General features: G+C 57.6%; 20 protein-coding genes and 1 riboswitch. Of the genes, 6 read left to right on the forward strand and 14 right to left on the reverse strand.

Features of this window, described 5'->3' with window-relative positions; genetic code table 11:
- The first annotated feature begins 60 nt into the window (after positions 1 to 60).
- On the forward strand, positions 61 to 1,197 hold the full coding sequence (locus tag ACT3UM_RS07455) for a hypothetical protein (RefSeq protein WP_498897518.1): 1,137 nt from the start codon (positions 61 to 63) through the stop codon (positions 1,195 to 1,197).
- A 73-nt stretch (positions 1,198 to 1,270) separates the two neighbouring features.
- On the opposite strand, the gene ACT3UM_RS07460 is transcribed toward ACT3UM_RS07455, so the two are convergent.
- Both ACT3UM_RS07460 and ACT3UM_RS07465 read right to left on the reverse strand, forming a co-directional pair.
- On the reverse strand, positions 1,271 to 3,352 hold the full coding sequence (locus tag ACT3UM_RS07460; protein WP_498897520.1) for a pyrroloquinoline quinone-dependent dehydrogenase: 2,082 nt from the start codon (positions 3,350 to 3,352) through the stop codon (positions 1,271 to 1,273).
- A 10-nt stretch (positions 3,353 to 3,362) separates the two neighbouring features.
- Complete coding sequence (locus ACT3UM_RS07465; protein WP_498897522.1) at positions 3,363 to 3,728, reverse strand: hypothetical protein; 366 nt, start codon at positions 3,726 to 3,728, stop codon at positions 3,363 to 3,365.
- A gap of 239 nt (positions 3,729 to 3,967) precedes the next feature.
- Between ACT3UM_RS07465 and ACT3UM_RS07470 the strand changes: the two genes are divergently transcribed.
- A complete protein-coding gene (locus tag ACT3UM_RS07470) occupies positions 3,968 to 4,207 on the forward strand; it encodes a type II toxin-antitoxin system Phd/YefM family antitoxin (RefSeq protein ID WP_144814653.1) in 240 nt (79 codons plus the stop codon).
- A 1-nt stretch (position 4,208) separates the two neighbouring features.
- The gene (locus tag ACT3UM_RS07475; protein ID WP_035578224.1) at positions 4,209 to 4,595 is read left to right on the forward strand and encodes a type II toxin-antitoxin system VapC family toxin; all 387 of its coding nucleotides are present in this window, start codon (positions 4,209 to 4,211) and stop codon (positions 4,593 to 4,595) included.
- 80 nt (positions 4,596 to 4,675) lie between these two features.
- Here ACT3UM_RS07475 and atzF read toward each other — a convergent pair whose 3' ends face one another.
- From atzF to epmB, 10 genes are all read right to left on the reverse strand, one after another.
- Entirely contained in the window at positions 4,676 to 6,496 is a 1,821-nt protein-coding gene (atzF, locus tag ACT3UM_RS07480) for an allophanate hydrolase (protein WP_498897524.1), read from the reverse strand.
- Between the two features lie 2 nt (positions 6,497 to 6,498).
- The gene (locus ACT3UM_RS07485; RefSeq protein ID WP_498897526.1) at positions 6,499 to 7,212 is read right to left on the reverse strand and encodes a hypothetical protein; all 714 of its coding nucleotides are present in this window, start codon (positions 7,210 to 7,212) and stop codon (positions 6,499 to 6,501) included.
- Positions 7,212 to 8,273 carry an isopenicillin N synthase family dioxygenase gene (locus ACT3UM_RS07490; RefSeq protein ID WP_498897528.1) on the reverse strand — a complete coding sequence of 354 codons (1,062 nt, stop codon included), beginning with the start codon at positions 8,271 to 8,273 and terminating at the stop codon, positions 7,212 to 7,214. Before ACT3UM_RS07490 ends, ACT3UM_RS07485 begins: the two co-directional genes overlap by 1 nt.
- Complete coding sequence (gene uca, locus ACT3UM_RS07495) at positions 8,270 to 11,899, reverse strand: urea carboxylase (RefSeq protein ID WP_498897530.1); 3,630 nt, start codon at positions 11,897 to 11,899, stop codon at positions 8,270 to 8,272. Before uca ends, ACT3UM_RS07490 begins: the two co-directional genes overlap by 4 nt.
- 247 nt (positions 11,900 to 12,146) lie before the next feature.
- Positions 12,147 to 12,785, reverse strand: a complete 639-nt coding sequence (locus ACT3UM_RS07500) for an urea amidolyase associated protein UAAP2 (protein ID WP_498897532.1) — start codon at positions 12,783 to 12,785, stop codon at positions 12,147 to 12,149.
- 12 nt (positions 12,786 to 12,797) lie between these two features.
- Positions 12,798 to 13,535 (reverse strand): urea amidolyase associated protein UAAP1, encoded by a 738-nt coding sequence (locus tag ACT3UM_RS07505; RefSeq protein WP_498897533.1) that lies wholly within the window; start codon positions 13,533 to 13,535, stop codon positions 12,798 to 12,800.
- Positions 13,532 to 14,326 carry an ABC transporter ATP-binding protein gene (locus ACT3UM_RS07510; RefSeq protein ID WP_498897535.1) on the reverse strand — a complete coding sequence of 265 codons (795 nt, stop codon included), beginning with the start codon at positions 14,324 to 14,326 and terminating at the stop codon, positions 13,532 to 13,534. The genes ACT3UM_RS07505 and ACT3UM_RS07510 overlap by 4 nt, the downstream gene beginning before the upstream one ends.
- Positions 14,323 to 15,150: an ABC transporter permease gene (locus ACT3UM_RS07515; RefSeq protein ID WP_498897537.1), complete on the reverse strand. Its 828-nt coding sequence runs from the start codon at positions 15,148 to 15,150 to the stop codon at positions 14,323 to 14,325. The genes ACT3UM_RS07510 and ACT3UM_RS07515 overlap by 4 nt, the downstream gene beginning before the upstream one ends.
- 76 nt (positions 15,151 to 15,226) lie before the next feature.
- Positions 15,227 to 16,342, reverse strand: a complete 1,116-nt coding sequence (locus tag ACT3UM_RS07520) for a putative urea ABC transporter substrate-binding protein (RefSeq protein WP_498897539.1) — start codon at positions 16,340 to 16,342, stop codon at positions 15,227 to 15,229.
- Positions 16,343 to 16,399: 57 nt separating this feature from the next.
- Positions 16,400 to 16,522, reverse strand: a riboswitch (guanidine-I (ykkC/yxkD leader).
- Positions 16,523 to 16,733: 211 nt separating this feature from the next.
- On the reverse strand, positions 16,734 to 17,768 hold the full coding sequence (gene epmB / locus ACT3UM_RS07525) for an EF-P beta-lysylation protein EpmB (RefSeq protein WP_498897541.1): 1,035 nt from the start codon (positions 17,766 to 17,768) through the stop codon (positions 16,734 to 16,736).
- Positions 17,769 to 17,867: 99 nt separating this feature from the next.
- On the opposite strand from epmB, the gene efp reads away from it, so the two are divergent.
- Both efp and epmA read left to right on the forward strand, forming a co-directional pair.
- The gene (gene efp / locus ACT3UM_RS07530) at positions 17,868 to 18,434 is read left to right on the forward strand and encodes an elongation factor P (protein ID WP_035578240.1); all 567 of its coding nucleotides are present in this window, start codon (positions 17,868 to 17,870) and stop codon (positions 18,432 to 18,434) included.
- A gap of 82 nt (positions 18,435 to 18,516) precedes the next feature.
- On the forward strand, positions 18,517 to 19,497 hold the full coding sequence (epmA, locus tag ACT3UM_RS07535) for an EF-P lysine aminoacylase EpmA (protein WP_498897543.1): 981 nt from the start codon (positions 18,517 to 18,519) through the stop codon (positions 19,495 to 19,497).
- A 26-nt stretch (positions 19,498 to 19,523) separates the two neighbouring features.
- On the opposite strand, the gene ACT3UM_RS07540 is transcribed toward epmA, so the two are convergent.
- Both ACT3UM_RS07540 and ACT3UM_RS07545 read right to left on the reverse strand, forming a co-directional pair.
- Positions 19,524 to 21,032, reverse strand: coding sequence for a DHA2 family efflux MFS transporter permease subunit (locus ACT3UM_RS07540; RefSeq protein ID WP_498897545.1), 1,509 nt, complete (start codon positions 21,030 to 21,032; stop codon positions 19,524 to 19,526).
- 38 nt (positions 21,033 to 21,070) lie between these two features.
- A complete protein-coding gene (locus ACT3UM_RS07545) occupies positions 21,071 to 22,276 on the reverse strand; it encodes an HlyD family secretion protein (protein ID WP_498897547.1) in 1,206 nt (401 codons plus the stop codon).
- Positions 22,277 to 22,456: 180 nt separating this feature from the next.
- Here ACT3UM_RS07545 and ACT3UM_RS07550 point away from each other — a divergent pair, with 180 nt between their 5' ends.
- The gene (locus ACT3UM_RS07550) at positions 22,457 to 23,119 is read left to right on the forward strand and encodes a TetR/AcrR family transcriptional regulator (protein WP_498897549.1); all 663 of its coding nucleotides are present in this window, start codon (positions 22,457 to 22,459) and stop codon (positions 23,117 to 23,119) included.
- The last annotated feature ends 1 nt before the right edge of the window (position 23,120 follow it).

Consider the following 23,120-nt stretch of genomic DNA (forward strand, 5'->3'; position numbering starts at 1 on the left):
TCAATTGTCAGCGTTACGCGTATAAATAGCCTGATAGTAGCGCTGCAGCGGGAGATAGACATGCGTACAGGATGGTCGGTACGAACGGGATGGTTAATAGTAGCGACAGCCATTGTGGTGGCGGGGGTATTAACCACCGTAGCCTCACATGAACCGTTCGAGTCCAAGCTGGTGCGCCTGGAAGCTCAGCGGGCGCTGCCCACGCTAGAGGCATCGCTTGAGCAGGCGTCGCCAGAGCTCAACGCGCTTTTTCTCAGCTACGCCGATGATCAGGCGCTGTGGATGAGCGCTTCTTTGGCGATTTTACGCCACGGCGATATGGCTCGCGATGTGCTGGTGGAGTACGGCTTATCGCCCCAGTTTCAGCAGGTGCTGGTGCGCTATGGGGCCGATGCCATATTGCCAATCAGCTACTTTCGCAGCCACGATGTCGCAACGCTAAGGGCTCAGCACTGGCTTGGAGAGCGCTACCAGCAGCTTAGCCGCTGGTGGGACGATGAGGAGGGCAGTGCGGATTCAGCGTTCACCCTTTACCGTCGCGGCCAGATGGGCATTGCGCTGCTGGAAGCCAATGGCCACGCACTGCTTAACCAGTTTGTGGTCAGTGAGCAAGGCGAGATTGAGTGGTTGCAGGGCGAGCGAGTCGTCGCAGGCGTCGGTGACTTCTTTACCAGCGGGCTACGCGATCTAGAAAGCCAGTGGCGGCGGGGCGACGCCATTGGCGCTGCCGATCTAGGCTGGGCCGGTGTCGATCTACTGGTCATGGCCAGCACCGTTAAGGTGCTGCGGGCGGGCAGGGCCGCTCGTGCTGCGCGGGTGGGGAGCGTTGAAGCCCAGGGCGCTCGCGTTGGTTTGCGCCAGGGAGTTGTTGCCACCAGCGGGCGTTTTGCGACCCTGCCGCGTATGGCCAAGATTGCAGCGGTAGCGGGCACCGCCTATGTGGTGGTTCGCCACCCAAGCCTGGTCAGCGCGCTGGGCGCCAACCTTTCTACCTGGCTAGGCTGGCCGGTATGGTTGGGCCAGTTTCTTATTTGGCTGGTTGTGCTACTGCCGGTGCTGATAGTGGCGCGATTTGCCTATCGCTGGCTGTTGACGCCGCTGCTGTGGCTGCTAGTGCCGTTGATGCGGGTATGTTTTAAAACTGCTAACCATGCGTTAGCCAAACGTACTCCAAGGCAAGTCGACGAGACTAACTAAGAAGATGGGATGTAACATAAACGTGGCGGCCTTAAGGCCGCCCCGTTTGTTTTCTATTGATCAACCGCAAGCGTTATTCCGGCAGGGCATAAACGGCAACCTGATCACCTACCTGATCTTTCAAAATGCTGTTGCCACCGGAAACAAAGGCGACGTATTGGCGACCGTTGTACTCGTAGACAGCAGGGTTCGAGACGGAGGGGGCTTCGGTCTGATCTGACCACAGCTCCTCACCGGTTTCCAGCGAGTAGGCACGCACCTTGGCATCCATGGAAGCGCCAATAAAGATAACGTCGCCAGCGGTGACCGCTGGGCCGCCAATGGTGGGCGAGCCCCAACTCTCTGGCATATAGAAACCGTACTGTTGCGATGCGCCGATGGGACGACGCCATTTGATATCACCTGTCGTCATGTCGAGGGCAACAAGCTCACCAAAGGGTGGTTCCCAGCAGGGCATGCCCAACCGATTGAGTGCGACCTCTAAACGCATTCCATAGGGCGCGCCTTCCTGTGGGGCAAAACCGCTTTCATTGCCGGAGCCGCTATCCGCTTTGTCATAATCTTCGCGATTATAGAGTTTTATGTACTGCACAATGTGCGAGGTATTGACGATCGCTGTCTGGCTTTCGGGGTCGAAGGCTACGCCGCCCCACTGAACGCCACCCGCGCTGATGGGAAAGCCAAGGGTGCCTTCGCCTTGGGTCGTCGGTGGGGTGTACATGCCTTCATAAGTGAGTTCGTCCCATAGCGCCGAGCACTCCCCAAAGCTAACCGCATCAGCCAGCGCCCAGACGTTGGGTTTCTCGGACTGATCTAACAGTGGCGCGGGTTTGGTGGGGAAGGGTTGAGTCGGCGCATAGACTTCGCCCTCAACACTACCGTCGCCGCTGGGTACTGGGCGCTCCTCAATTGGCCAAATATCTTCACCGGTTTCTCGATTGACCACAAACAGAAAGCCCATTTTGGTCGCCTGAATCAGCGCCGGGATCTCTTCGCCATCGACGGTAATGTCCATCAGCGTTGGGGCTGCGTTAATGTCGTAATCCCAAATATCGTGATGCACCCACTGGCGTGACCACACCACTTCGCCGGTCTCGATATCCACCGCGGTGGTGGATGTGCCTAAGGGCACCTCCTCGGTGCGATTGCCGCCCCAGTAGTTCGGTGAAGGGGAGGAAACCGGTAAATAGACTAGGCCAAGCTCTTCATCGGCGGACATATGCGTCCAGACATTGGCGGTGCCGCTCTGCTCGCGCATCTCATCAGACAGCGCCTGGAACGTCCATTCGAGCTCGCCGGTGCGGGCATTGATTGAAAATACGGTGCCAGGGGGAGCCTCTTCATAGGCCCAGTCCATGCCTGCCCAGCCAAGAATTAGATGGTCGCCCACCACAGTGGGTGGCTGTAGCAGCGACAACGGCCATTTTTCATTGGTGTCATTCCACTGGTTGACGTCCAACACGCCGTTATCGGCAAAGTTTGCGCACTGTTCACCGCTATCGGCATCGACCGCGAACAGTTGCGCATCCATGGTGCCCATGTAGATGATCTTTTGGCAGGGCTCGCCTGCTTCCGGGGTGTCCGCTTCCCAATAAGCCACACCGCGATTCTTCAGGGCGGGCTGGGTCAGCGCTTCGAGAGAGGACTGGGTATCGAAGCTCCATTTCTCTTCGCCATTTGCGGGGTCTAGGGCCAGGATCCGGTAGAACGGTGTGCCGATATACAGCGTGTCGTTGGCAAATACCGGCGTGGCAGACCAAACGGTCGCGGGTAAATCACCTGAACCATCCGCCACATCGCCAGTATGCACTTCCCAGACTTTTTCCAATTCGCCAACGTTGTCGGCATTAATCTGATCAAGCGGGCTATATTTCTGGGCGTTGAGCTGACCATGAAAACTGTCCCAGGTCGGCTCTCCAGGCACCAGCGGAATGGGGGCGGCGTTAGTCGCGTCTTCCGGTGTGTCGTTCTCTTGCTCCCCTGGCGATGCCTGTTCACCGGACGGTTCTTGAGCAGTGGGTTGCTGTGTATCTACTGATGACTCCTGAGCGAGTAGCGGCAAGGGCGTAAAGCCAATAGCCAGAGCGGTAATCGCGCCTAAGCCCGAAGTAACAAATTTAAACGGAGTGCTCGGGGCGGATAATAAAGTTGGCATGGGCAGCTCCTTAGGTGTGGGTGAGGCGTGCGTGACGCGCTGGGCGAACTATATCCACAATCAAACCGATCAGGCCGAGCACCATGGCAACGCCAATCCACCACTGATGGAGCAGCATTGCGGCAAAAAATGTACCGGCGAGCCCTAGCAGAATAAGCCCTCTCAGTGTGAGGGAAGCCCCGCGTGTTTTGACTTTCATGAGCAATAGCGCCATCACCGCAAGAACGCAACAGGCCACAATGGCAACCAGTGCCCCGAGTGTTCCCGTGACCCCGGTAAGTGGTGTGAAATAGGCATATAGAGCGATTGCAAGCCCGGCGAGTGAGGCTATCAGAAGGACGATAGCGCCCGATTTTGATGAGAGGGGTGACGACATAACGTGTTGGCCTCCTGCTGAGTGGAAAGCCTGACATTGAGGCTAATTCAACGTCAGAAATCGTTAGCACTATAACTTTAGCAGAAAACGGTACCTTTATGATCTGGGGGCCGTAACCTGATCAAATGTCGCAACACGTCGCACTGTTTTTTTTCAGTGGAGGTGAGGCATTGCAAAATTGCCTATCTCGAATAAACTAAACTAGTTGAACTAAGTCGTGTTTATCGGGAGAACTTCATATGGAGGCTATCAACATACACGAAGCCAAAACGCGCTTGTCGCAGCTAGTCGCGCGGGCTGCCGAGGGCGAGGGGTTTATTATCGCCAAAGCGGGTAAGCCGATGGCGCGGGTAACGGCGATTGACAGCCCTGTGCCTGGTCAGCAGAAGCGGCTAGGTTTTTTGGCAGGCCAGTTTAAAGTGCCTAATGACTTTGATCGGATGGGGCAGGAGGAAATAGCTGAGATGTTTGGAGGCTGATGTGAATCTGCTTCTGGACACGCATGTTTTGCTCTGGGCAGCGGCGTCACCGGAGCAACTCCCGGCGGATGCACTATCGCTGATCAACGACGAGAATAATAGGCTCTACTTTAGCGCCGCCAGCATCTGGGAAGTGGTGATCAAGAACAGCCTGCAGCGCCCTGATTTTCAAGTTGACCCGCACTTATTGCGAAGAGGGTTGGTGGATAATGGCTATTTAGAACTCCCCATCAGTTCACTGCATACACTTAACGTCGCTCATTTACCTAGCATTCATAAAGACCCCTTTGATCGGATTTTGGTGGCCCAGGCAGAGGCTGAGGGTTTTTTGCTAATCACAGCGGATGAGCTGGTGGCTCAGTACGCTGGCCCAATTAGAAAAGTATGAGCGTTTCGTTCGTGAGCCGTAGGTTAAAAATCTGTTTCGCTTAAAAGGCCCATCGACTAGATGGGCCTGATATGTTGGCGCTATGAACGACTCGCCAGCCATCCGCGCCAACCGCCAAATTCGCTGATGTCTTGTGCTTCGCCACCTTCATTAAGCGCTCCGGCGGTGCAAATAAAGCCACACTTCCAGCTACCGTCGGCAAGCTCCACTTGGCCTAAACCGAGCGGGGCGGGAATGCCTGCTAAAAAGCTGCCCACGCTTTCGATGGGCAGGTGCCACACTTCCACTTCAATGGCTTGGCCGTTTTCGTCGCGTAGCAATGCTGGGCGTTTGGGCGGCCCGCCTGCCAGGGCAAACAGCTTATAGCGCGGCGCGCTTTGGGTGGTGCTCACTAATACGCCGCCGCGTTCGGTCAATTGGTGGTTAAGCGGCAGTCCTTGCAGGTGTGCACCGCACACTACCAGCTCCATGGTGCCGTCTTGGGCATTGGTTAAGGGCTCAGATAACGCCGGATGGGCAACGCCTGTGGCACCTAGCGGCAGCATTAAGCGGGCTTCTATGGCTCGGGCGAGGGAGAGCAGCGTTAAGTCAGCAAACACCGGCCCAAACAGTGTCACGCCCACTGGCAAATCGCGCTCGCTAAAGCCTACAGGCACGGCCAGAGCACTGTAGTCGAGCAGGTTCATAAAGTTAGTCCAGGTGCCCAGGCGGGAGTTAACGCCGATGGGGTCCGCCGCCACTTCGGCCTTGCTTGGGTGCGTGACTGTGGTGGGCGAAAGCATGATATCGACGTTAGCGATTAACGCGTCGGCTTGGCGCTTAAATTCGGCGAGCTTATAGCGCGCATCGAAGGCATCCACGGCCAGTGGTGTAGCGCCGCCTTGGGTAATTTCAAACGTTACCGGGTGGATAGCGTCAGGATGGGATTGCATCAGCTCGCGAATAACATGGTAGCGTTCCGCCACCCAAGGGCCTTCGTAAAGCAGGCGTGCTGCTGCGAGTAATGGCGAGCAGTCCAACTCGACTTTCTCGCCGCCGAGAGCTTCCAGTTCGGCAATCGCTTGGTGCATTCCCTTGGTATACGCCTCATCGGTTTGCCACTGGGATTCCAGCGGCACGCCGAAGCGGAACGCCGCAGGGGCTTTGCCATAGCGTTTACCGTGCACAGCAAAGTCATGCTTCCGCGACCAAGCGCACTGATCATCATAGGCAGCGGTAATGCCGAGCACTTTAGCGGCATCGTCGGCGGTGAAGGTAAATAGGCTAATGGTGTCTAGGGTCGCGCAGGCGGGAACCACGCCTCGGGTGCTAAGCAGCCCAAGGCTTGGCTTGACCCCGTAAAGGTTATGGAAACAGGCGGGCACGCGCCCGGAGCCTGCGGTATCGGTGCCCAGCGCAAAGCTGACCATCCCCGCCGCGGTGACCACCGCCGAACCGCTGCTGGAACCACCGGGCACCAGCGTTGGATCGAAGGCATTAGCTGGGGTGCCATAAACTTCCAGCGCCCGCTCGCCGACCAAGCCCGTTGCAAACTGATCCAGATTGGTTTTACCCATCGGGATCGCGCCCGCATCGATCAACTGCTGCACCACAAAAGCATTTTCGGTTGGCGTATAGGCATACGCCGGGCTGCCAGCGGTGGTGGGTATCCCTGCGAGGTCGATATTATCTTTCATCGCAAAGGGAATGCCGTAAAGCGGCAGTGTTTCCGGCGATTCGCCTTCCAGGCGCTGTAGGTAAGGCGCCAGTTGCTCTCGCGTTAAACGAGTAATCCAGGCAGGCTCTTTGCCGTGGCTTTCAGCTTGGGCTAGCAGCTCGTCGATTAACGCAGCGGGGGTAAGCTCACCCTGTTGGTAGGCGGTGTGAAGGGTCGCAATATCCAGTGATGCGATGGGTAACATTATTAAACTCCTATCTGTGAACGGTGACCGTCATTAAACGTTGATACTGAAAGTAGCTCACCCACCCGCCAGGGGTGAGTCGAAAGCACTATCTGCCAACCGTTTTGGCTGCGCTCTAAGTAGTCGAAGCAAAGGCTGGCGCGCCAGCGTAAAGCGCCTTCAGTTAAGTCACTTACTGGTTCAAATAAAGCTGCTAGATTGGCCGTTGCTGAGCGAGGGGTAATCGCTATGGCGTATTCGCCCAGCTGCAGCCAGCGAAGGTGGCCTTGCTCATCGCAACGAACTACTTCTTCAACGGCGTTACCGGAAAGCCGCTGCCAGTGCTCAACGTAGAGCCCATGGGGGTGCCGCTCTTCTAGGGTGGTGTCATCAAGCCAGCGTAGTAGGCCAACATCACGCTCTAAACTGGGGCAAAGATCCTGATAGCGGTGCCATATGCATAGCCCTTCTTCGATTTGGGTAACGCCCGCAAAGGCGGTCAGGCTTGCCAACCACTCAAGCTGTGATCGGTTGCACGCTTCTAGGCCGGTAATGCCGGAAAAATCCGGGCCGTTGGCAGGTAGGCGTAAATCAGCATGCCAGTGCTCGCCCTGGAGCCAGACAACCTGGCTGGTAGTATCGGTCTGTTGGTAGGGCTCGGTGGCGGGCTCGGCATAAAGCGTGCGCTGCCAACCCCCACGAAATTCGCGCGGGATACTGGGTAAGGAAGCGCTCATTATGGGGTTTCCTTATGCTTGCCGTGCTGGCCAAGGCTGCCCACTTCGCGGGCGCCATCGGGCAGCGCGATTTCTCCCTGGGCTAGCCGTTCACGCAGGTATTTAAAGGTTTGAATCGTTTGCGCGTAGAGATGATCCCCCGCTTTAAGCGGTGGGTAATATGCTTGGCTGTGGCGGGTCACCAGCTCGGGCAGCGGGGCGACCACGGTGTGATAATCGCAGGCGAAAAATAGCGGGAAAGAGTAGCGTTCTTCCTTTACTTTACGCACCCGATGAGAGGTGGCGACAAACTCGCCGTTGCTCCATATCTCCAGCATATCGCCGATATTGACCACCAAGGCGTCGTCTCGAAACGGCACATCAATCCATTCACCCGCGCCGTTCATCACCTCAAGACCCGGTGCGGTGGGGAGCAATAGGGTGAAACACTCATAATCTGTATGGGCACCAATGCCCTGAGCATCTTCGGCATCGGGGTTATAGGGGTAGTGAATCAGGCGCAGCTGGCTGGGCGGTTTAGTCACATGGTGAAGTAGGTGGTTCTCTTTAAGCCCTAACGCTAGGGCAAAGCCGCCCATCAGTGTGCGGCCAACCTGGTAGGCCGCGTCATAATAGGCTGCGACCGGCTCGCGAAAGTGCTCAAGGTCGGGCCAGGGATTGGGGCCGAGCAGGGGAGTGCCTGCCAAGACCTCAGGATCATCGCTGGGGAGTTCAAAGGCGAGATCAAAAGCCTCTTTCATATCCGGCTTTTTGGGATCCGGCGACTCTTCACCGGGCGGCACATAGCCCCGGTGGTGGTGGTAAAGACCAATATAGCGCTCCATTTTGGTCTCGGTTGGCTGGGCAAAGAAGCGCTTGGCTTGGCTGATTAGCCCTTCGCGAAGGGAGCGATCAATGCCGTGCCCCACCATTTGAAAGAAACCCACCTCGCGGGCGGCGCGGCCAAGTTGCTCGGCAACGGCTTGGCGCGCGCTTACATCCCCATGTAGCAGGTCATGAATATCGATCACTGGGATCGCCTGAAAATCGGCGAGGCGCTGATCGTTCGTTGATTGGCTCATGGGGTTGCCTCCGCTTCACTGCTAAGCACCACGATGGGCTGCCCGGGGGCAATCGATGCTCCCTCTGCAAGCGGCAGGCGAACGACGCGGCCACCACAGTGGGCGGTGATCTCAACTTCCATTTTCATCGATTCCACCAGTGCCACCGGTTGGCCAGCGGTTACCTGCTCACCTTCTGCAACCAGTAACTTCCAAAGGCTGCCGGTGACGGGGCTTTCGATGCCTAGCTCGTTGTCATCCAGCGCTGTTACTTCGGCGCTTTCCGGTGCCTGATCTTCGAATGTGAACTGGCCATTGGCCCGCCAAGCGGCCATTTCTGCCTGGAAAGCGGCTTCGCGCTTGGTGCGGAAGGTCTCAATCGCTTCAGCATTTTTATCGATCTCGGCTTGGTAGTCCGCTAGGCGAAAACGTGCGGTTTCAATGGATAGATCATATCGACCATGGGGAAAGTCGCGGCGAATTTGCTCAAGCTCTTCGTGGCTGACTTCATGAAAACGCAGTTGATCAAAAAAGCGCAGCAGCCAAGGGTTCTCGAAGTGTGCCGTGGTGCGGTAGCGGTTCCACATTTGCAGCGTACGGCCAACAAACTGGTAGCCGCCGGGGCCTTCCATACCGTAAACGCACAGGTAAGCGCCGCCAATGCCCACGGAGTTTTCCGCTGTCCAGGTGCGCGCGGGGTTGTATTTGGTGGTGACCAAGCGCTGGCGCGGATCTAGCGGTGTGGCGACCGGCGCCCCCAGGTAGACATCCCCCAGCCCCATGACCAGATAGCGGGCATCGAAGACGATATCGCGCACTTGCTGTTCGCTTTCCAGGGCGTTTATACGGCGAATAAAGTCGAGGTTGCTGGGGCACCAGGGCGCATCCGGGCGCACGCTGCGCTGGTATTTGTCGATGGCTTCCTGGCAGGCGGGGTCGTCCCAGGAGAGCGGCAGATGAACCACCCGCGACTCCACTTCCAGCGACTCCACATCGACCAGCGCCTGCTCGGCGTGTTGCAGATGGGTGAGCAGTTCATCCAGGGGCAGTTCCAAGGGCTCATAGTGAATCTGCAGCGAGCGAATACCAGGGGTTAATTCCCGCAGACCGGGCAGCGAATGCTCCCGCAGCCACAGCATCCAGGCGTGTACCCGAAAGCGCAGCGCGATATCCAGCTCCATGGCGCCGAACTCGATCAGCAGGAAATCATCCCCGGCGCGGCGGTAGACAATTCGCTCACCGGCTTGCTCGGCGGCTACGTCGCGCACAACAGGGGTGTCACGCTCTGGCTGAATCTCTTCGACGGGCGCTGCTGTGAGAGATGCCAGTTGGTCTAGCTGGCGCTCTTCCAGGGTGCGAGCGGTGTTAAGACTGACCGGGACAAAGCGTACTTTATCGCCCGCGGCGAGCTGTCCCAGCTTCCAGCGTTCGGCGCGGATTACGGTGGCGGGGCAGACAAAGCCGCCAAGTGAAGGCCCATCGGGGCCCAGAATAACCGGCATATCGCCGGTAAAGTCGATAGTGCCAAAGGCATAGGCGTTATCGTGAATATTGGAGGGGTGCAGGCCTGCTTCGCCGCCGTCGGCGCGTGCCCACTCGGGGCGTGGGCCAATCAGCCGAACCCCGGTGCGGCTAGAGTTGTAGTGAACCTCCCACTCATGATCAAAAAAACGCTCGATATCGTTATCGGTAAAAAAGTCCGGCGCACCGTGGGGGCCGTAAAGTACCGCCACTTGCCAGGTTTTACCGCTGCTTTTATTGCCAAAGGTTGGAATGATCGTCTTATCAAGCTGAGCCGCCGAGGTAGGCGAGAGCAGAGGTAAATCTAGCATATCGCCGCTTCTTAGCGCGCGGCCGCCGTGGCCGCCAAACTGGCCCAGGGTAAAGGTACTGCGGGAGCCCAGGTAACGAGGGCAGGCAATACCGCCGCGTACCAATAGATAGGCGCGGGCGCCCGCGGCGGCTTTGCCTAGGGTTAGGGTGGCACCGGCAGGTATATCCACCACCTGCCAAAAGGCGATGGCTTCTCCATCCAGCGTGGTCGGCAGCTCGGCACCTGCCAGCACGATCTGGGTCGCACGGTGAAAGCGTAGCGTTGGGCCGGTGAGGGTGATTTCAAGCCCGGCGGCATCGGTGGGGTTATCCAGCAGGCGGTTGCCCAGGCGAAATGACCAGTCATCAAATGGCCCGGAAGGCGGCACACCCACATCCCAGTGGCCCTGGCGACCTGGGAAGTCCTGAATCGTCGTCATTGTGCCAGGAGCGATCACCTCTACGACGGGGGGCGCCCACTCAAGGGTAGCAAGCCAGTGCGTATCCAGGTCGGCATGTTGAAAACGCTCGGCACGCAGCACATGGGCCAGCCAGCTGCGGTTAGTAGTGATGCCATAAACACTGGCGGTATCAAGCGTTGCAGCTAACTGCTCAATAGCAGCGTCGCGGCTGTCGGCGTGAGCGATTACTTTGGCTAGCATGGGGTCGAAGAGCGCTGAGATCTCAAGCCCGGCTTCTATGGCGTGGTCGATACGCAGGCCGTCAGCCTGTGGGAAATCAACCTCAGTCAGCAAACCTGCGCTGGGGCGAAAATCGTGGGCGGGGTCTTCGGCGTAGAGGCGTGCTTGCACTGCGTGACCGCTGGGGGCGAGATCTTTTGTCAGTGTTTCAAGCGTGGGCAGTTGGTTTGCGCCCAGTTTTACCATCCACTCAACGATATCAATGCCATACACCATCTCGGTGACGCCGTGCTCAACCTGGAGCCGGGTATTCACTTCAAGGAAATAGAACGCTTCACGTTCGGTGTCATAAATAAACTCGACGGTACCGGCGCTGCGGTAGTTGACCGCTTTGCCCAACTGAACAGCGGTGGCGTGCAGCGCCTGGCGAACATGTTCCGGCAGATTAGGGGCCGGGCACTCTTCGAGCACTTTTTGGTGGCGGCGCTGGGTCGAGCAGTCTCGCTCGCCGAGCGCGACCACATTGCCCTGGCCATCGCCAAAGAGCTGCACTTCGATATGGCGGGCGCGGGCGATATAGGCTTCCAGAAACACGCCGCCATCGCCAAAGTTGCGCTCGCCAAGGCCTTTGACCGAGTCAAAGGCGCGCTCTAACTCTGCAGCGGTTTGGCACACTTGCATACCGATGCCGCCACCACCGGCGGTGGATTTGAGCATCACCGGGTAGCCAATCTGCTCGGCATTTTTGAGTGCTTCATCAACGTTTGTAAGCAGCTCGGAGCCGGGTACTAGCGGTACACCGGCTTTTTCGGCCAGCGCACGCGCTTGGTGTTTAAGACCAAACTGCTCAATCTGTTCGACGGTTGGGCCTAAAAAGGTCAGCCCTGCGGCATCGCAGGCAGCGATAAAGCGGGTGTTCTCTGACAAGAAGCCGTAGCCGGGGTGCACTGCCTGGGCGCCGCTCTGCTGGGCAATGGCGATCAACTTATCGATATTAAGATAGGTATCGCTGGCGCCGCCCTCGCCGAGAGAGTAAGCCTCATCGGCTTGGTGAACATAGGGCGCGTCACGATCCGCATCGGCGTAAACCACCACGCTGCCCACACCGAGCGCTTTCAGCGTGCGTAAAATGCGTGCGGAAATGGCGCCGCGATTGGCAATCAGAACTTTGCTAAACGTTGTATTGATGGACATGGCACTGCCTGCAAACAAAGGCGGGTCGTCCCGCAGAATAATAGGCCTTCCGGAGTCGTCTCCAGGGCTTTAGTGCTGTGGCCAAGTCAGGAGAGACGCGAAAACGCTGTGAACCCATCCGTGGGCGCTCGGCTTTTTCATCTGACCGCCATGGATGGCGGGAATGCCGGAATTGCATGGCGGTCTTTCCGGCCCTGAAAAAGACGTTTCGCTTACTCTCCTGACTTGATCAGCGCCTATTCTCATATCAGCCCCAAACCAATAGCTCGATGGGCGTTGGGTTGTAGCCGTTGCAGGGGTTGTTGAGCTGAGGGCAGTTGGAGACCAGCACGATTACATCCATCTCAGCGATCATCTCCACATACTTGCCCGGCGCGGAGATGCCGTCTTCAAAGGTCAGCCCGCCGTCGGCAGTTACCGGCACGTTCATAAAGAAGTTGATGTTGTGGGTGATATCGCGCTTGGTCAGGCCGAACTCCGGATAGTTGGCGATGGCCTGCATCCAGTTATCCCGGCAGGAGTGCATATGACGCTTTTCCAGGTCGTAACGCACGGTGTTGCTTTCGCTGGCGCAGGCGCCGCCCAGAGTGTCGTGACGGCCGCAGGTATCGGCGCTGATCGTCAGCATGGCGCGGCCTTCACTGGACATTAGCGTCGTGCCTGCGGTGAGATAAACCGCGCCCTGTTCGCGTACCGTATCCATAGCGCTATAGCGTTCGCTGGTATCGTCAGCGCTAAAGAACAGGGTGTCGGCGGCCTGGTTACCCTCTAAATCGAGAATGCGCAGGGTTTGGCCGCGCTTGACGGTGCCGATGTAGTGATCGCCTGCGTTCACCGTTGTGCGGCTCAAGGCGTTTTCTGGGCGTAGGGTGCTTTCAATAATCATGTGGCGTCTCCCTTATAAGCCGAGGTGGTAAAGGCGGTTATTGGCAAAGCCACGCGCGTTTTCAGGCCGTGAGCGGTAGCAGGGGTCGTCTTCTGTCACTGGCTCGGCGGTGCCGAGGGCAATGTCCACGCCACGGTGGGGGTAGTCAGCACTGGGATCTAGGGGGTGAGGGCAAGTATGTAACAGGACAAGCGTGTCCATCTCAAAGCGCAGCGTGACGCTTTTGCCCGGCTGGCAGTGGCCGGGCACATAGCGCAGCTTGCCTTCGTCGTCGCTTTCTACCCGAGAAAACAGGTTGAGGTTGGCCGCCATATCCCGACGGCCCAGGCCGTACTTAGCAAGCTCCACCAAAAAGGCGTCGAAGCCAGTAAGCGTCCAGTCGTTGTGAGCCTGCTGATAGCTGACCGGCTGCCAGCCTTTTTTCAGCAGATGATGGGGCATCAGGTTGCCGCCAACGCTGTCGTGCCAGCCCAGATCGTCATGAGTGATAGAGGCGAAAATGCGCCCCATATCTGAGTAAAGGCAGTGGCCCTGGGTAAGCTTAAAGGTGTGCTGGCCCTTCAAGGTATCGGGCAGGTTTAAGCGTTCCAGCAGGTTTTCCGGGTTGTAGCATAAAAGCCCCACGTTGCTGTCGGCATCCTGCGCGGTCAGGGTCAAGGTGGTGCCGCGGCGCAGGCGCAGCGACCAGTGATGCCCGCCGGGTAAATGGGTGGTGTAAGCGGGTTGGCTATTTATAACAGCGTCTGTCATAGCAGCGTCTCCTGGGTGTGGGTTTTCAAGCCGCCTTGGCTAAGCGCTTCTTGGAGTGCTGTTGATGGGCGGTCTCGCGAGATGGGCAGGTCGTAGGTGATCGTGGCGCCATACGCCTCCGGTGCCTGTGGGTCGTGGCGGGTTTTATCGAATACCCATAGCCGTGTACCCAGCTCGAAGGCCTCTTTTAAATCGTGGGTGATCATAAAAATCGTCAACTGCTGCTCTTGCCACAGGCGGTTGATCAGCACGTGCATGTCCTGGCGAATGCCTGGGTCCAGGGCGCCGAAAGGCTCATCCAGTAGCAGTATGCGTGGTCGCATCATTAGTGCCTGGGCAATGGCCAGGCGCTGCTGCATACCGCCGGAAAGCTCATGAGGGTATTTATTAAGCGCGTGGCCCAGGCCGACTTCTTCAATCCGAGCGCGCGCTTTTTCTATTGCGCGGCGCTTGGCGGCACCGAAGCTTTTGCCCAGCAGTTTTGAGCTGTGTAACTCATCGGCAATCATTACGTTGCCGAGCACGGTTAAGTGGGGGAACACCGAGTACTTCTGAAACACCACGCCGCGATCTGGTCCTGGCTCATTGGGAATGGGCTGATCATCCAGGGTTAAGCTGCCGCGCGAGATGGCTTCGGTACCTAACAGCATTTTCAGAAAAGTCGTTTTACCGCAGCCTGAAGCACCCACTAAGGTGACAAATTCCCCAGGCTCAACGCTGAAATTAAGATTTTCGAGCACTACATGATTGCCGTAGTGCTTTTCTAGCCGTTTGGCCGCCAGCAGGCTCATGAGTTATCTCCTTCACCTGAGTGGTACCAAGGGAATGCCAGTCGCGATACCCAGGCCAACAGCTGGTCAAGCAAAAACGCCAGCAGGGTGATCCAGGCCACGTAGGGCAGAATCACGTCCATGGAGAGGTAGCGGCGCACCAGAAAAATGCGGTACCCAAGCCCTTCCTGGGCGGCAATGGCTTCGGCGGCGATCAAAAACAGCCAAGCGGTGCCCAGCGCCAAACGGGTGGCGTTTAGTAGCCGTGGGGTAAGTTGTGGCAGCAGAACTCTTAACAACACCTGCCAGGAGCTGGCGCCTAAGGTTTGCGCTTTGATTAACTGCTCATCAGGCAGCCGCAGGGCGTGGCCTTGTAGGTCACGAATAAGAAAGGGCGTTACCCCAATCACAATCAGTGCAATCTTGGCGGCTTCGCCGGTGCCAAAGGCGATAAATAAAATCGGCAGTATCGCCATGGGGGGAATCAGTGAGGCGACGGTGACCAGCGGCGAGAACTTGGCACGAAGGATGGGAATGCCGCCGTTTAAGATGCCCACGACCAGGCCAATCAACGCGCTGATACCCACACCAATGACGATGCGCTCCAGGCTTGCGAAGGTGTCTGTCCACAGCACCACCTCTCCTGTACGCACGTTCTCAGCGGTGGCTAAATGGTAAAAAGTGCTGGCCATGGTCGAGGGCGTAGGCAGCAGGCGGTCATCAGGGTTTTCCGCCAGCCTTGCATTGGAGAGGCTCATATACAGCATCGCCAATAGCAAAAAAGGCAGTAGGCCTAAAAGCCAGCGGCTGCCCCGGGAGGGCGCTAGGTTAATCAATCGCTTCATGGCGGTTGTCCACAGAAGATGAGTGCAGAGGGAGCGGCTGGCGCCGCTCCCATCGCGCTAATGCAGGAGGAACCTGTTACTGAGCATCAAGGTAAGCTTGGGTAAAGCTAGGGTCGAAGCGCAGTTGCACATTGCTCTCATCGCCGAATACGCCACTGGGGGTTTCGATGCCGACCACGCCTGCATTGGGTGCCATATCGCCGAGTAGACCGTGCTCAAAACTGAATTCGGCGACGCGCTCCATGGTGTCAAGCAGTTCGGGGTTCTCCATCAACTCGATAGCTTCGGCAGGGTCGGTGTAGAGGTAGGTGGCGTCTAACTGATTACGATAGCCCTCCACATCAGTGCCTGCAGCGTCAGCCATAATGCTCAGCGCGTTCTCGTCGTCTGCTTCGATCAAGTCCATCACTTCGTACCAAGCGCCTACCAGGGCATGACCAAGTTCTGGGTTGTCCGCCAGGGTTTGGGTGTTGACGACCATCATGTCGAGGATTTCACCGGGAATTTCCGCTGAGGTGTACACCACGTTACTGTCGGGCATCTCAGCAATAGCGCTTAGCTGTGGGTTCCAGGCGGCCACGGCTTCGGTGGTGTCGCTAGAGAAAAGACCAACAATATCCGCATCGGAGGTGTTGACGGTTTCGATATCGCGTTCGGTTAGGCCGACGCTCTGAAGGGCGCGAGCGAGAAAGTAATGGGAGACGCTGAACTGAACGAGATTGACCTCGCGGCCTTCGATATCGGCGAGATCGTCACTGCCTTTGAGCACAATGCCGTCGTTACCGTTGGAGTAGTCGTTAATAATCAGTGCGGTGGAGTCAACGCCACTGGCGGCGGGGATTGTCAGCGCATCCATATTGGTCATGGCGCAGCCGTCAACGTTTCCCGAGGTAAACTGGTTAATTGACTCGACGTAGTCGTTGACCTGCACCACATCGATGCTGATGCCGTACTCGTCGGCCCATTTGTCGACGACGCCTTCAACATCGGCGTAGGCCCAGGGCATCCAGCCCGCATAAATCGACCAGCAGACGCTGAATTCATCGCGCTCTTGGGCCTGGGCAGAAGTAACCGAGAGTGGGGAGGTAAGAGCGGCTATCACCAGGGCAGCCGATAGCGGCGCAAGAGATAGGCTTTTCGAGGTACGCTTTAGGGATACACGATTTGGGGAAATACGCTTGCAACGGGTCATGGCAGCCTCCAGCGGCTAAGAGAAAACTCGGGGGCATCGGCGCATCACTGCACCTTATCCTCCCGGGCTTTTGTCCCGCCGTGTAACCTAACGCCTTAGCGTTAGGTCGATTGCTCTCGGACCAGCCACAGCCATCAGGGGGCGTACGTTGATGGTGTCGGAACCCTAGCGATCTATTGGAAACTAAATTGTGTGGCAGCGTTAGCCACCGATACCCCGTTTGTTACGCTTAGATACAAGGCAAAATCGTGGCCGATTCAATCTAAATCTTTCCGTTTCAGATAATTACCGTACAGAAGCCTGCAGAGCGGCAGGGGCATGGGCCCGCTGCATGCATCTTAATAGTGCGAAAAAGTAGGCTTCTGCACTGATTTGTGTCGCCTGGTTAGCGTCAAAGAGGTGTTTTACTGCCCTTACCAGGAATTTCCCGCACCAGGCGTGGCATCAAGAACCCCGGTAAATGATCGCGCAGTTGAGCAACGAGCTCACGGGCTTCACTATCCGGCACATCAAAATGCGCAGCGCCCTGCACGGGGTCTAATACATGTAGGTAATAGGGCAAAATGCCCGCTTCAAATAGCCGTTCCGATAGCGCTGCAAGCGCACTGACGCTATCGTTCACTCGGCGCAGCAGTACGCTCTGATTGAGTAGCGTCGCCCCGGCTTGTTTAAGCCGCGTGCAGCCATCAACGACTGCCTGGTCAATCTCGTTGGCGTGGTTAATATGCAGCACCACGACTTTTTGTAGTCGGGTGGTGGATAACCAATTGAGTAGGGCGTCATCAATGCGGTCAGGAATCACGACCGGTAGGCGGGTATGAATGCGTAGCCGCTTAAGGTGCGGGATGCTTTCTAGCTGTTCCACCAGCCATGCCAATTGGCGGTCATTGGCGGCCAGCGGGTCGCCGCCAGAAAGAATCGCCTCGTGGATAGTGGTGTCGTTGCGTAAGTAGTCGAGGGCTTCCTGCCACTGGGCTCTGGAAGGCGAATTGTCGCTATAGGGAAAATGGCGGCGAAAGCAGTAGCGGCAGTTAATGGCGCAGTTAGGGCTGGCGATCAGCAGCACCCGGCCCGCATACTTATGAATCAACCCTTTAGCGGGCCGGTGGTCGGCCTCTTCCAGGGGGTCAACAACATAGCCCTGAGGTGTGAGCGCTTCCTCGCCTAGCGGTATTACTTGGCGCAGCAGCGGGTCGTTTATGTCGCCATAGGCTATTCTGTTGAGATACGCTTCAGGCACGCATACCTCAAACAGTTCGTGGCCTAACTTGGCGCCGGGCAACCATTCGCGGCTGAGCCCCAGCCGTTGGCATAGTGCCTGAGGGTCGCGAATGGCATGGGAAAGTTGCTGCTGCCAAGTGGGTCGTGCCATTGAGCTGCCATGGCTTTGCGTTTCAGACGCGGCAATAATGATGTTCTCCTGCAAAAAAGCCCTCCTTCGGGTTATCATGCGGCGCACTGATCACAAGCGTGAAGCTGCGGCTTCGCAGACAAAGTCGTTAAGAATAGGTAATTGAGAGGCAATATGGCGAACTATTCTACCAATGAATTTAAAGGCGGTCTGAAAGTAATGCTCGACGGCGATCCTTGTTCGATCGTTGAGAATGAGCTGGTCAAGCCGGGTAAGGGGCAGGCGTTTAACCGCGTTAAGCTGCGCAACCTGATGACCGGCCGCGTGGGTGAGAAGACTTTCAAGTCCGGTGACTCGCTGGAAGGTGCTGATGTCATGGATTTGGAGATGGAATATCTCTACACCGACGGTGACATGTGGCACTTTATGAAAACCGATGGCTCCTTCGAGCAGTACGCGGTGGAGAAGAAAGCCTTAGGTGACACCGAGAAATGGCTCAAGGAGCAGGTGCCCTACATTATTACGCTTTGGAATGACAAGGCGATCTCTGTGACGCCGCCCAATTTCATTGAGTTGGAAGTCGTTGAAACAGATCCTGGCTTGAAAGGCGATACTGCCCAAGGTGGCTCTAAACCTGCGACGCTGTCGTCTGGCGCTGTTGTCCGCGTACCGCTATTTATTAATCAGGGCGAAGTATTGAAAATTGATACCCGCAGTGGCGACTACGTCTCCCGCGCTTAATCACTTTTTACTCGCACTTTTTGATGGCCACGCCTTGTGCGTGGCCATTTTTACTTGGGAATCGTGTGTCTAAGGAGCAGTGATGGCCATTGACTGGCAACCCTCGGCGTCAATTGAAACGCTCCACGCTCGCGCGCGGTTAATGGCCAAAGTGCGAGCTTTTTTTGCCCAGCGTGACGTGTTGGAAGTAGAAACGCCGGTGCTGGGGCAGGGGGGCAGTACGGATGTGCATTTGGTGTCGCTGCACACCTTGGCGCGGACGGATAAAGGTCAGCGCCGCCTGTGGCTGCAAACCTCCCCTGAATTTCATATGAAGCGGCTGTTAGCGGCTGGCAGTGGGCCGATCTTTCAGCTCGCCAGAAGTTTTCGCGACGCTGAAATCGGCGCCCGCCACAATATCGAATTCACCATGCTGGAGTGGTATCGACCACAGTTTACGCTGGAAAAGCTGATTAATGAGGCCGCTACCCTGGTCATGTCGCTGCTACCCAGTTTCCCGGGACCGCTTGTGCATTACCGCTACCGGGAGCTGTTTCATACTCACTTAGAGGTTGACCCTTTTACCACCTCGCTGGAAAAGCTGCGCTCATTGGCCGCTAAGCGGGCGCAAATGACTGCCCAGTCCTTAGCTGGCGAAGGCCGTGATACCTGCCTTGACCTGTTGATGAGCATGGTGATCGAGCCGCAGCTAGGCCAGCATGAGCTAAGTGTGGTGATTGATTACCCGGCAAGCCAAGCAGCCTTGGCGCGCCGCCACCAAGATGCCGACGGTGAATGGGTAGCGTCCCGCTTTGAACTGTATCTAAACGGTATTGAGTTGGCCAACGGCTACGATGAGCTGACCGATGCGGCTGAGCAGCGCGCCCGCTTTGCTGAAGATAACGCCGAGCGCCGCCGGTTAGGTTTACCGGAAGTGGATATCGATGAGCGCCTGCTGGCCGCCCTTGAACACGGGATGCCGGCAGGTGCCGGGGTGGCGCTGGGGATTGATCGTTTGATTCAACTGGCACTAGGTAAGGCGCGTCTGGAAGAGGTGCTGGCGTTCTCGACACCCAATTGCTAGGGGCGGCGTAAGCCTAGGGCCTAAGCTTAAGCCTCGATGCGTTTAAGTAGGAACACCAACGGCACCGTGGCGATGTAGATTAGCCCCAGCCAGGTAAAAATGTCGTTAAAGGCCAGTACTTGGGCCTGCTGTGAGACTCTCTGGGCCAGCATCGCGACGGCGGCGTGGTAGGCATCGGGCACCGAGCCGGCGAGCATCGTCTGGTACTTGGCGATCTCTGCCACCACCACTTCACGGCTGGTATCGATGGCCGGAATCAGTTGGTTCCAGTGAAAGTCCTCGCGAATATCGCGCACGGTATCAAGCAGCGCCAGCCCAATAGCGCCACCCAGGTTGCGCATTACACTGAACAGCCCGCTGGCGTTGCCCACCTCACTGGGCGGCAGCGTGCCCATGGCGATACGTGAGGCTGGGATGATACACATGATCAGCCCCATGCCGCGTACGATCTGGGGCACGCAGAACTGCCAGAAACCCGACTCGACGGTGAGGTTGCTGTTCATCATGGTGCCCACGCCAACCAGCAGCAGGCCAATGAACAGCATAATGCGCAGGTCAAGGCGGTTGGTCAGCTGACCGACGACCGGTGCACACAGAAACATCGTTACCCCGGTGACAAACATCACTTGGCCGATCTGCAGGCTCGAATAGCCGCGCACAAAACCGAAGAACAGCGGCATGATGTAGACCAGCCCATAGAGCGCAATGCCGATGATAAAACCCATTCCCGCGCCGATCGCGAAGTTGCGGTTGGCAAAAGCGCGCAGATCGACAATCGGGTGGTCGTGGCGCAAGGTGCGGGTAAAAAACCACACCCCCGCTACCAGACAAGTCAGGCTGAACAGTATGATCCGCTGGCTGGCGAACCAGTCGTCGCCGGGCCCCTCCTCAAGCACAAACTCCAGCGAGCCGAGAAACAAGGCGATCAGTATCAGCCCGATGACGTCCAGGTTGCGCGCTACCGCGTGGTTAGGCTTGTCGATATCTAAGTAAGACCACGCCAGCCAGCAGACCAGCACACCGGGAATCACGTTGGCCAGGAACAGCCAGTGCCAGCTCAGTGTGTCGGTAATATAGCCGCCTACCGTGGGGCCGACCGAGGGGGCCATGGTCACCACCATACCGATCACTGCCTGGACGCTGCCCATCACCCGCCGGGGAAAAATTGAAAAGCTCACTGCCTGGGTAATGGGGATCATCGCCCCGCCCATAAAGCCTTGAATGGCCCGCAGCACGATGAGTTGCTCAATCGAAGTGGCCAGCGCGCAGCCGAGGCTCGCCAGGGTGAAACCGACGCAGGAGAGGGTGAAGGCCACTCGGGTCGAGAGGATCCGCATCAGCATGCCCGACAGCGGGATCATCACAATCTCGGCGATCAGGTAGGCGGTCTGCACCCAGGAGATCTGGTCTTCGCTAGCCGACAGACCCGCTTGGATCTCGTTGAGCGAACTGGCGACAATCTGAATGTCCAGAATCGCCATAAACATGCCAAACACTGCGGCGATGAAGCCGATGCGCTGCGGCCAGGGCGGCATATCGCTGACGCCTGGGACTGAACCTGCGGCCACGTTGCTCACGAATCGGCCAGAGTGCCGGAAGTTGTGGCCATCGGACGATGACTCTCTTCGGTCGCATCATCCTTTCGAGGGTTCAAATCACGGGTATCGACTTCTGGCACTGCAGATAACCCAGCGCGCAACCTGCCTAGCGCCTCGGCGGGGCCGGTAACGCGAATTTTGACCGGTACCCGCTGGACGATTTTGTTGAAGTTGCCGGTGGCATTGTCCTGGGGCAGCAGGCTGAACTCGGTACCGGTGGCTGGCGACAAGCTGTCGACCACCCCCTGGTAAGTGATGTCCGGGTAGGCATCCAGGTGCACTTCGACCGGCTGGCCGACGCGGATCCGGGCGAGCTGGGTTTCCTTAAAGTTGGCCGCCACGTAGGCCGAATCAATCGGCACTAACTGCAGAAGTGTCAACGACGGCTGTGCCAGCGTACCGGTCTCGACCCTCAGGTTACCGATCACCCCATCGCGAGGGGCGACGATTTGGGTCTTGTCCAGTTGGTGGCGAGCATAGTCAAGATCGGCGCTGGCAGCGTCTAGATTAGCCTCGGCGCGGGTTACATCGCTCTCGGCGACGGCCAACTGTCGCCGGGCCGATACGACGGCGGCACGGCTTTTAGCCAGGTTGGCTTCGGCAACCCGCAGTGTGGCTTGGTCGTCCTCGCGCTGCTGGCGCGAGGCATAGTTGTTGGCAGCCAGGGAGGAGGAGCGTTCGAGGTGCTGACGCGCCTGATCAACGTTAGCCTGGGTGGCCTGCTGCTCCGCTATAGCTTGATCGATAGCTGCTTGTTGGAGTTCCACCTGGCGACGGGACTGAGCAATCGAGGCCGCCGCCACGGCCTGCTGCGCCTCAGCCTGGGTGACCTGGTCGTGGTAGCTTTCGGCGTCCAGGCGTACGAGTAAATCGCCTTGTTTCACTATCTGGTTGTCGTCCACCGCTACTTCGGCGACCCGCGCTGAAAGCTCGGCGCGCACCGCGACACTGTCGGTGCGCACATAGGCGTTGTCGGTTTCTTCGATAAAACGACCGGTTTGCCACCAGCCCAGCCCCCACCAGGCTAACGCCGACAAGGCAATAAGCCCGACCAGTAAGATGAGTAGTTTGCGCTTAGCTTTTCCGTTGGATCCTGCCTTTCGACCCGTGACTGAATCGTCGCGCTGGTGTTCGCTCTGGTGTTTGGCCTGAGCCTCGCTGCGCTTGCCATCCGTTGTCATGGCCACTCCTCAATACCTACCGTCACAAAGGGGCTTTCCTGGGAGGTGCAGACACCGCCCTTGGAAGTGAAGATGCATAGTGTAATGAATGCTACACTACATATCTAGCGCTAACACATGTCATTCACGCTTAGCGCCTATATCATTGACGATTACTCGTATGCTTCAACGGGAGTGGAAATGCCTCGTTCAACAATATCAGGTTCGCCCGATTGCCCTAATAGGGCGGATGCCATAGTGACTTCACGGGGTATGGCGCGTCGCGAACGCCTGTTGGACGCTGCCCGAGATGTCTTTCTTGAACAGGGCTATGCAGGCGCTAGTGTTAATGAAGTGGTTGCTCGCGCGGGTGGGTCACTGGCGACACTGTACAAGCAGTTTGGCAGCAAGGAGGGGTTATTTACCGCGGCCATGGAGCGCCATATCTCTACCGCCTGGGCCGTGCTGGAAGAGGGGCGGCGGGATCATCATGCCCTAGAGCAGGTGCTTTATGAGCTGGGCCGCCGCATGTTGACGCTGGTGTGTGACCCTGGTGTGATTCGTCTGGTTCGCGGCTTGGCCTTTGAGGCCGAGCGGTCCCCCGAGCTTTGCGAGCTGTTCCTTACTCGCGGCCCCGACCAGACGCGTCAGGCGTTAGCGATGTATCTTGGCGAACAGGCCGCCGCCGGTCGCCTTAACCTCGATAATCCCCGCGAAGCGGCCGGTATGTTTATGGGTATGTTGCTCGGTGAGTGGCATATTGACGCGCTGCTTGGCCGCAGTTTGTGTCTTGACGAGGCGCAGTGTAGCGCCCGGGCAAGGCGCTGTGTCGCGATTTTTCTATCGGGCGTAGCCGTCGTCTAGA

It is taken from the genome of Halomonas sp. AOP13-D3-9 (assembly GCF_052379125.1).
Taxonomy (GTDB): domain Bacteria; phylum Pseudomonadota; class Gammaproteobacteria; order Pseudomonadales; family Halomonadaceae; genus Vreelandella.

Coding starts and splice junctions, on each gene's coding strand:
- ACT3UM_RS07455 (WP_498897518.1), top strand. CDS start 61: ATGCGTACAGGATGGTCGGTACGAACGGGATGGTTAATAGTAGCGACA.
- ACT3UM_RS07460 (WP_498897520.1), bottom strand. CDS start 3,352: ATGCCAACTTTATTATCCGCCCCGAGCACTCCGTTTAAATTTGTTACT.
- ACT3UM_RS07465 (WP_498897522.1), bottom strand. CDS start 3,728: ATGTCGTCACCCCTCTCATCAAAATCGGGCGCTATCGTCCTTCTGATA.
- ACT3UM_RS07470 (WP_144814653.1), top strand. CDS start 3,968: ATGGAGGCTATCAACATACACGAAGCCAAAACGCGCTTGTCGCAGCTA.
- atzF (WP_498897524.1), bottom strand. CDS start 6,496: ATGTTACCCATCGCATCACTGGATATTGCGACCCTTCACACCGCCTAC.
- ACT3UM_RS07485 (WP_498897526.1), bottom strand. CDS start 7,212: ATGAGCGCTTCCTTACCCAGTATCCCGCGCGAATTTCGTGGGGGTTGG.
- ACT3UM_RS07490 (WP_498897528.1), bottom strand. CDS start 8,273: ATGAGCCAATCAACGAACGATCAGCGCCTCGCCGATTTTCAGGCGATC.
- uca (WP_498897530.1), bottom strand. CDS start 11,899: ATGTCCATCAATACAACGTTTAGCAAAGTTCTGATTGCCAATCGCGGC.
- ACT3UM_RS07500 (WP_498897532.1), bottom strand. CDS start 12,785: ATGATTATTGAAAGCACCCTACGCCCAGAAAACGCCTTGAGCCGCACA.
- ACT3UM_RS07505 (WP_498897533.1), bottom strand. CDS start 13,535: ATGACAGACGCTGTTATAAATAGCCAACCCGCTTACACCACCCATTTA.
- ACT3UM_RS07510 (WP_498897535.1), bottom strand. CDS start 14,326: ATGAGCCTGCTGGCGGCCAAACGGCTAGAAAAGCACTACGGCAATCAT.
- ACT3UM_RS07515 (WP_498897537.1), bottom strand. CDS start 15,150: ATGAAGCGATTGATTAACCTAGCGCCCTCCCGGGGCAGCCGCTGGCTT.
- ACT3UM_RS07520 (WP_498897539.1), bottom strand. CDS start 16,342: ATGACCCGTTGCAAGCGTATTTCCCCAAATCGTGTATCCCTAAAGCGT.
- efp (WP_035578240.1), top strand. CDS start 17,868: ATGGCGAACTATTCTACCAATGAATTTAAAGGCGGTCTGAAAGTAATG.
- epmA (WP_498897543.1), top strand. CDS start 18,517: ATGGCCATTGACTGGCAACCCTCGGCGTCAATTGAAACGCTCCACGCT.
- ACT3UM_RS07540 (WP_498897545.1), bottom strand. CDS start 21,032: ATGCCGCCCTGGCCGCAGCGCATCGGCTTCATCGCCGCAGTGTTTGGC.
- ACT3UM_RS07545 (WP_498897547.1), bottom strand. CDS start 22,276: ATGACAACGGATGGCAAGCGCAGCGAGGCTCAGGCCAAACACCAGAGC.
- ACT3UM_RS07550 (WP_498897549.1), top strand. CDS start 22,457: ATGCCTCGTTCAACAATATCAGGTTCGCCCGATTGCCCTAATAGGGCG.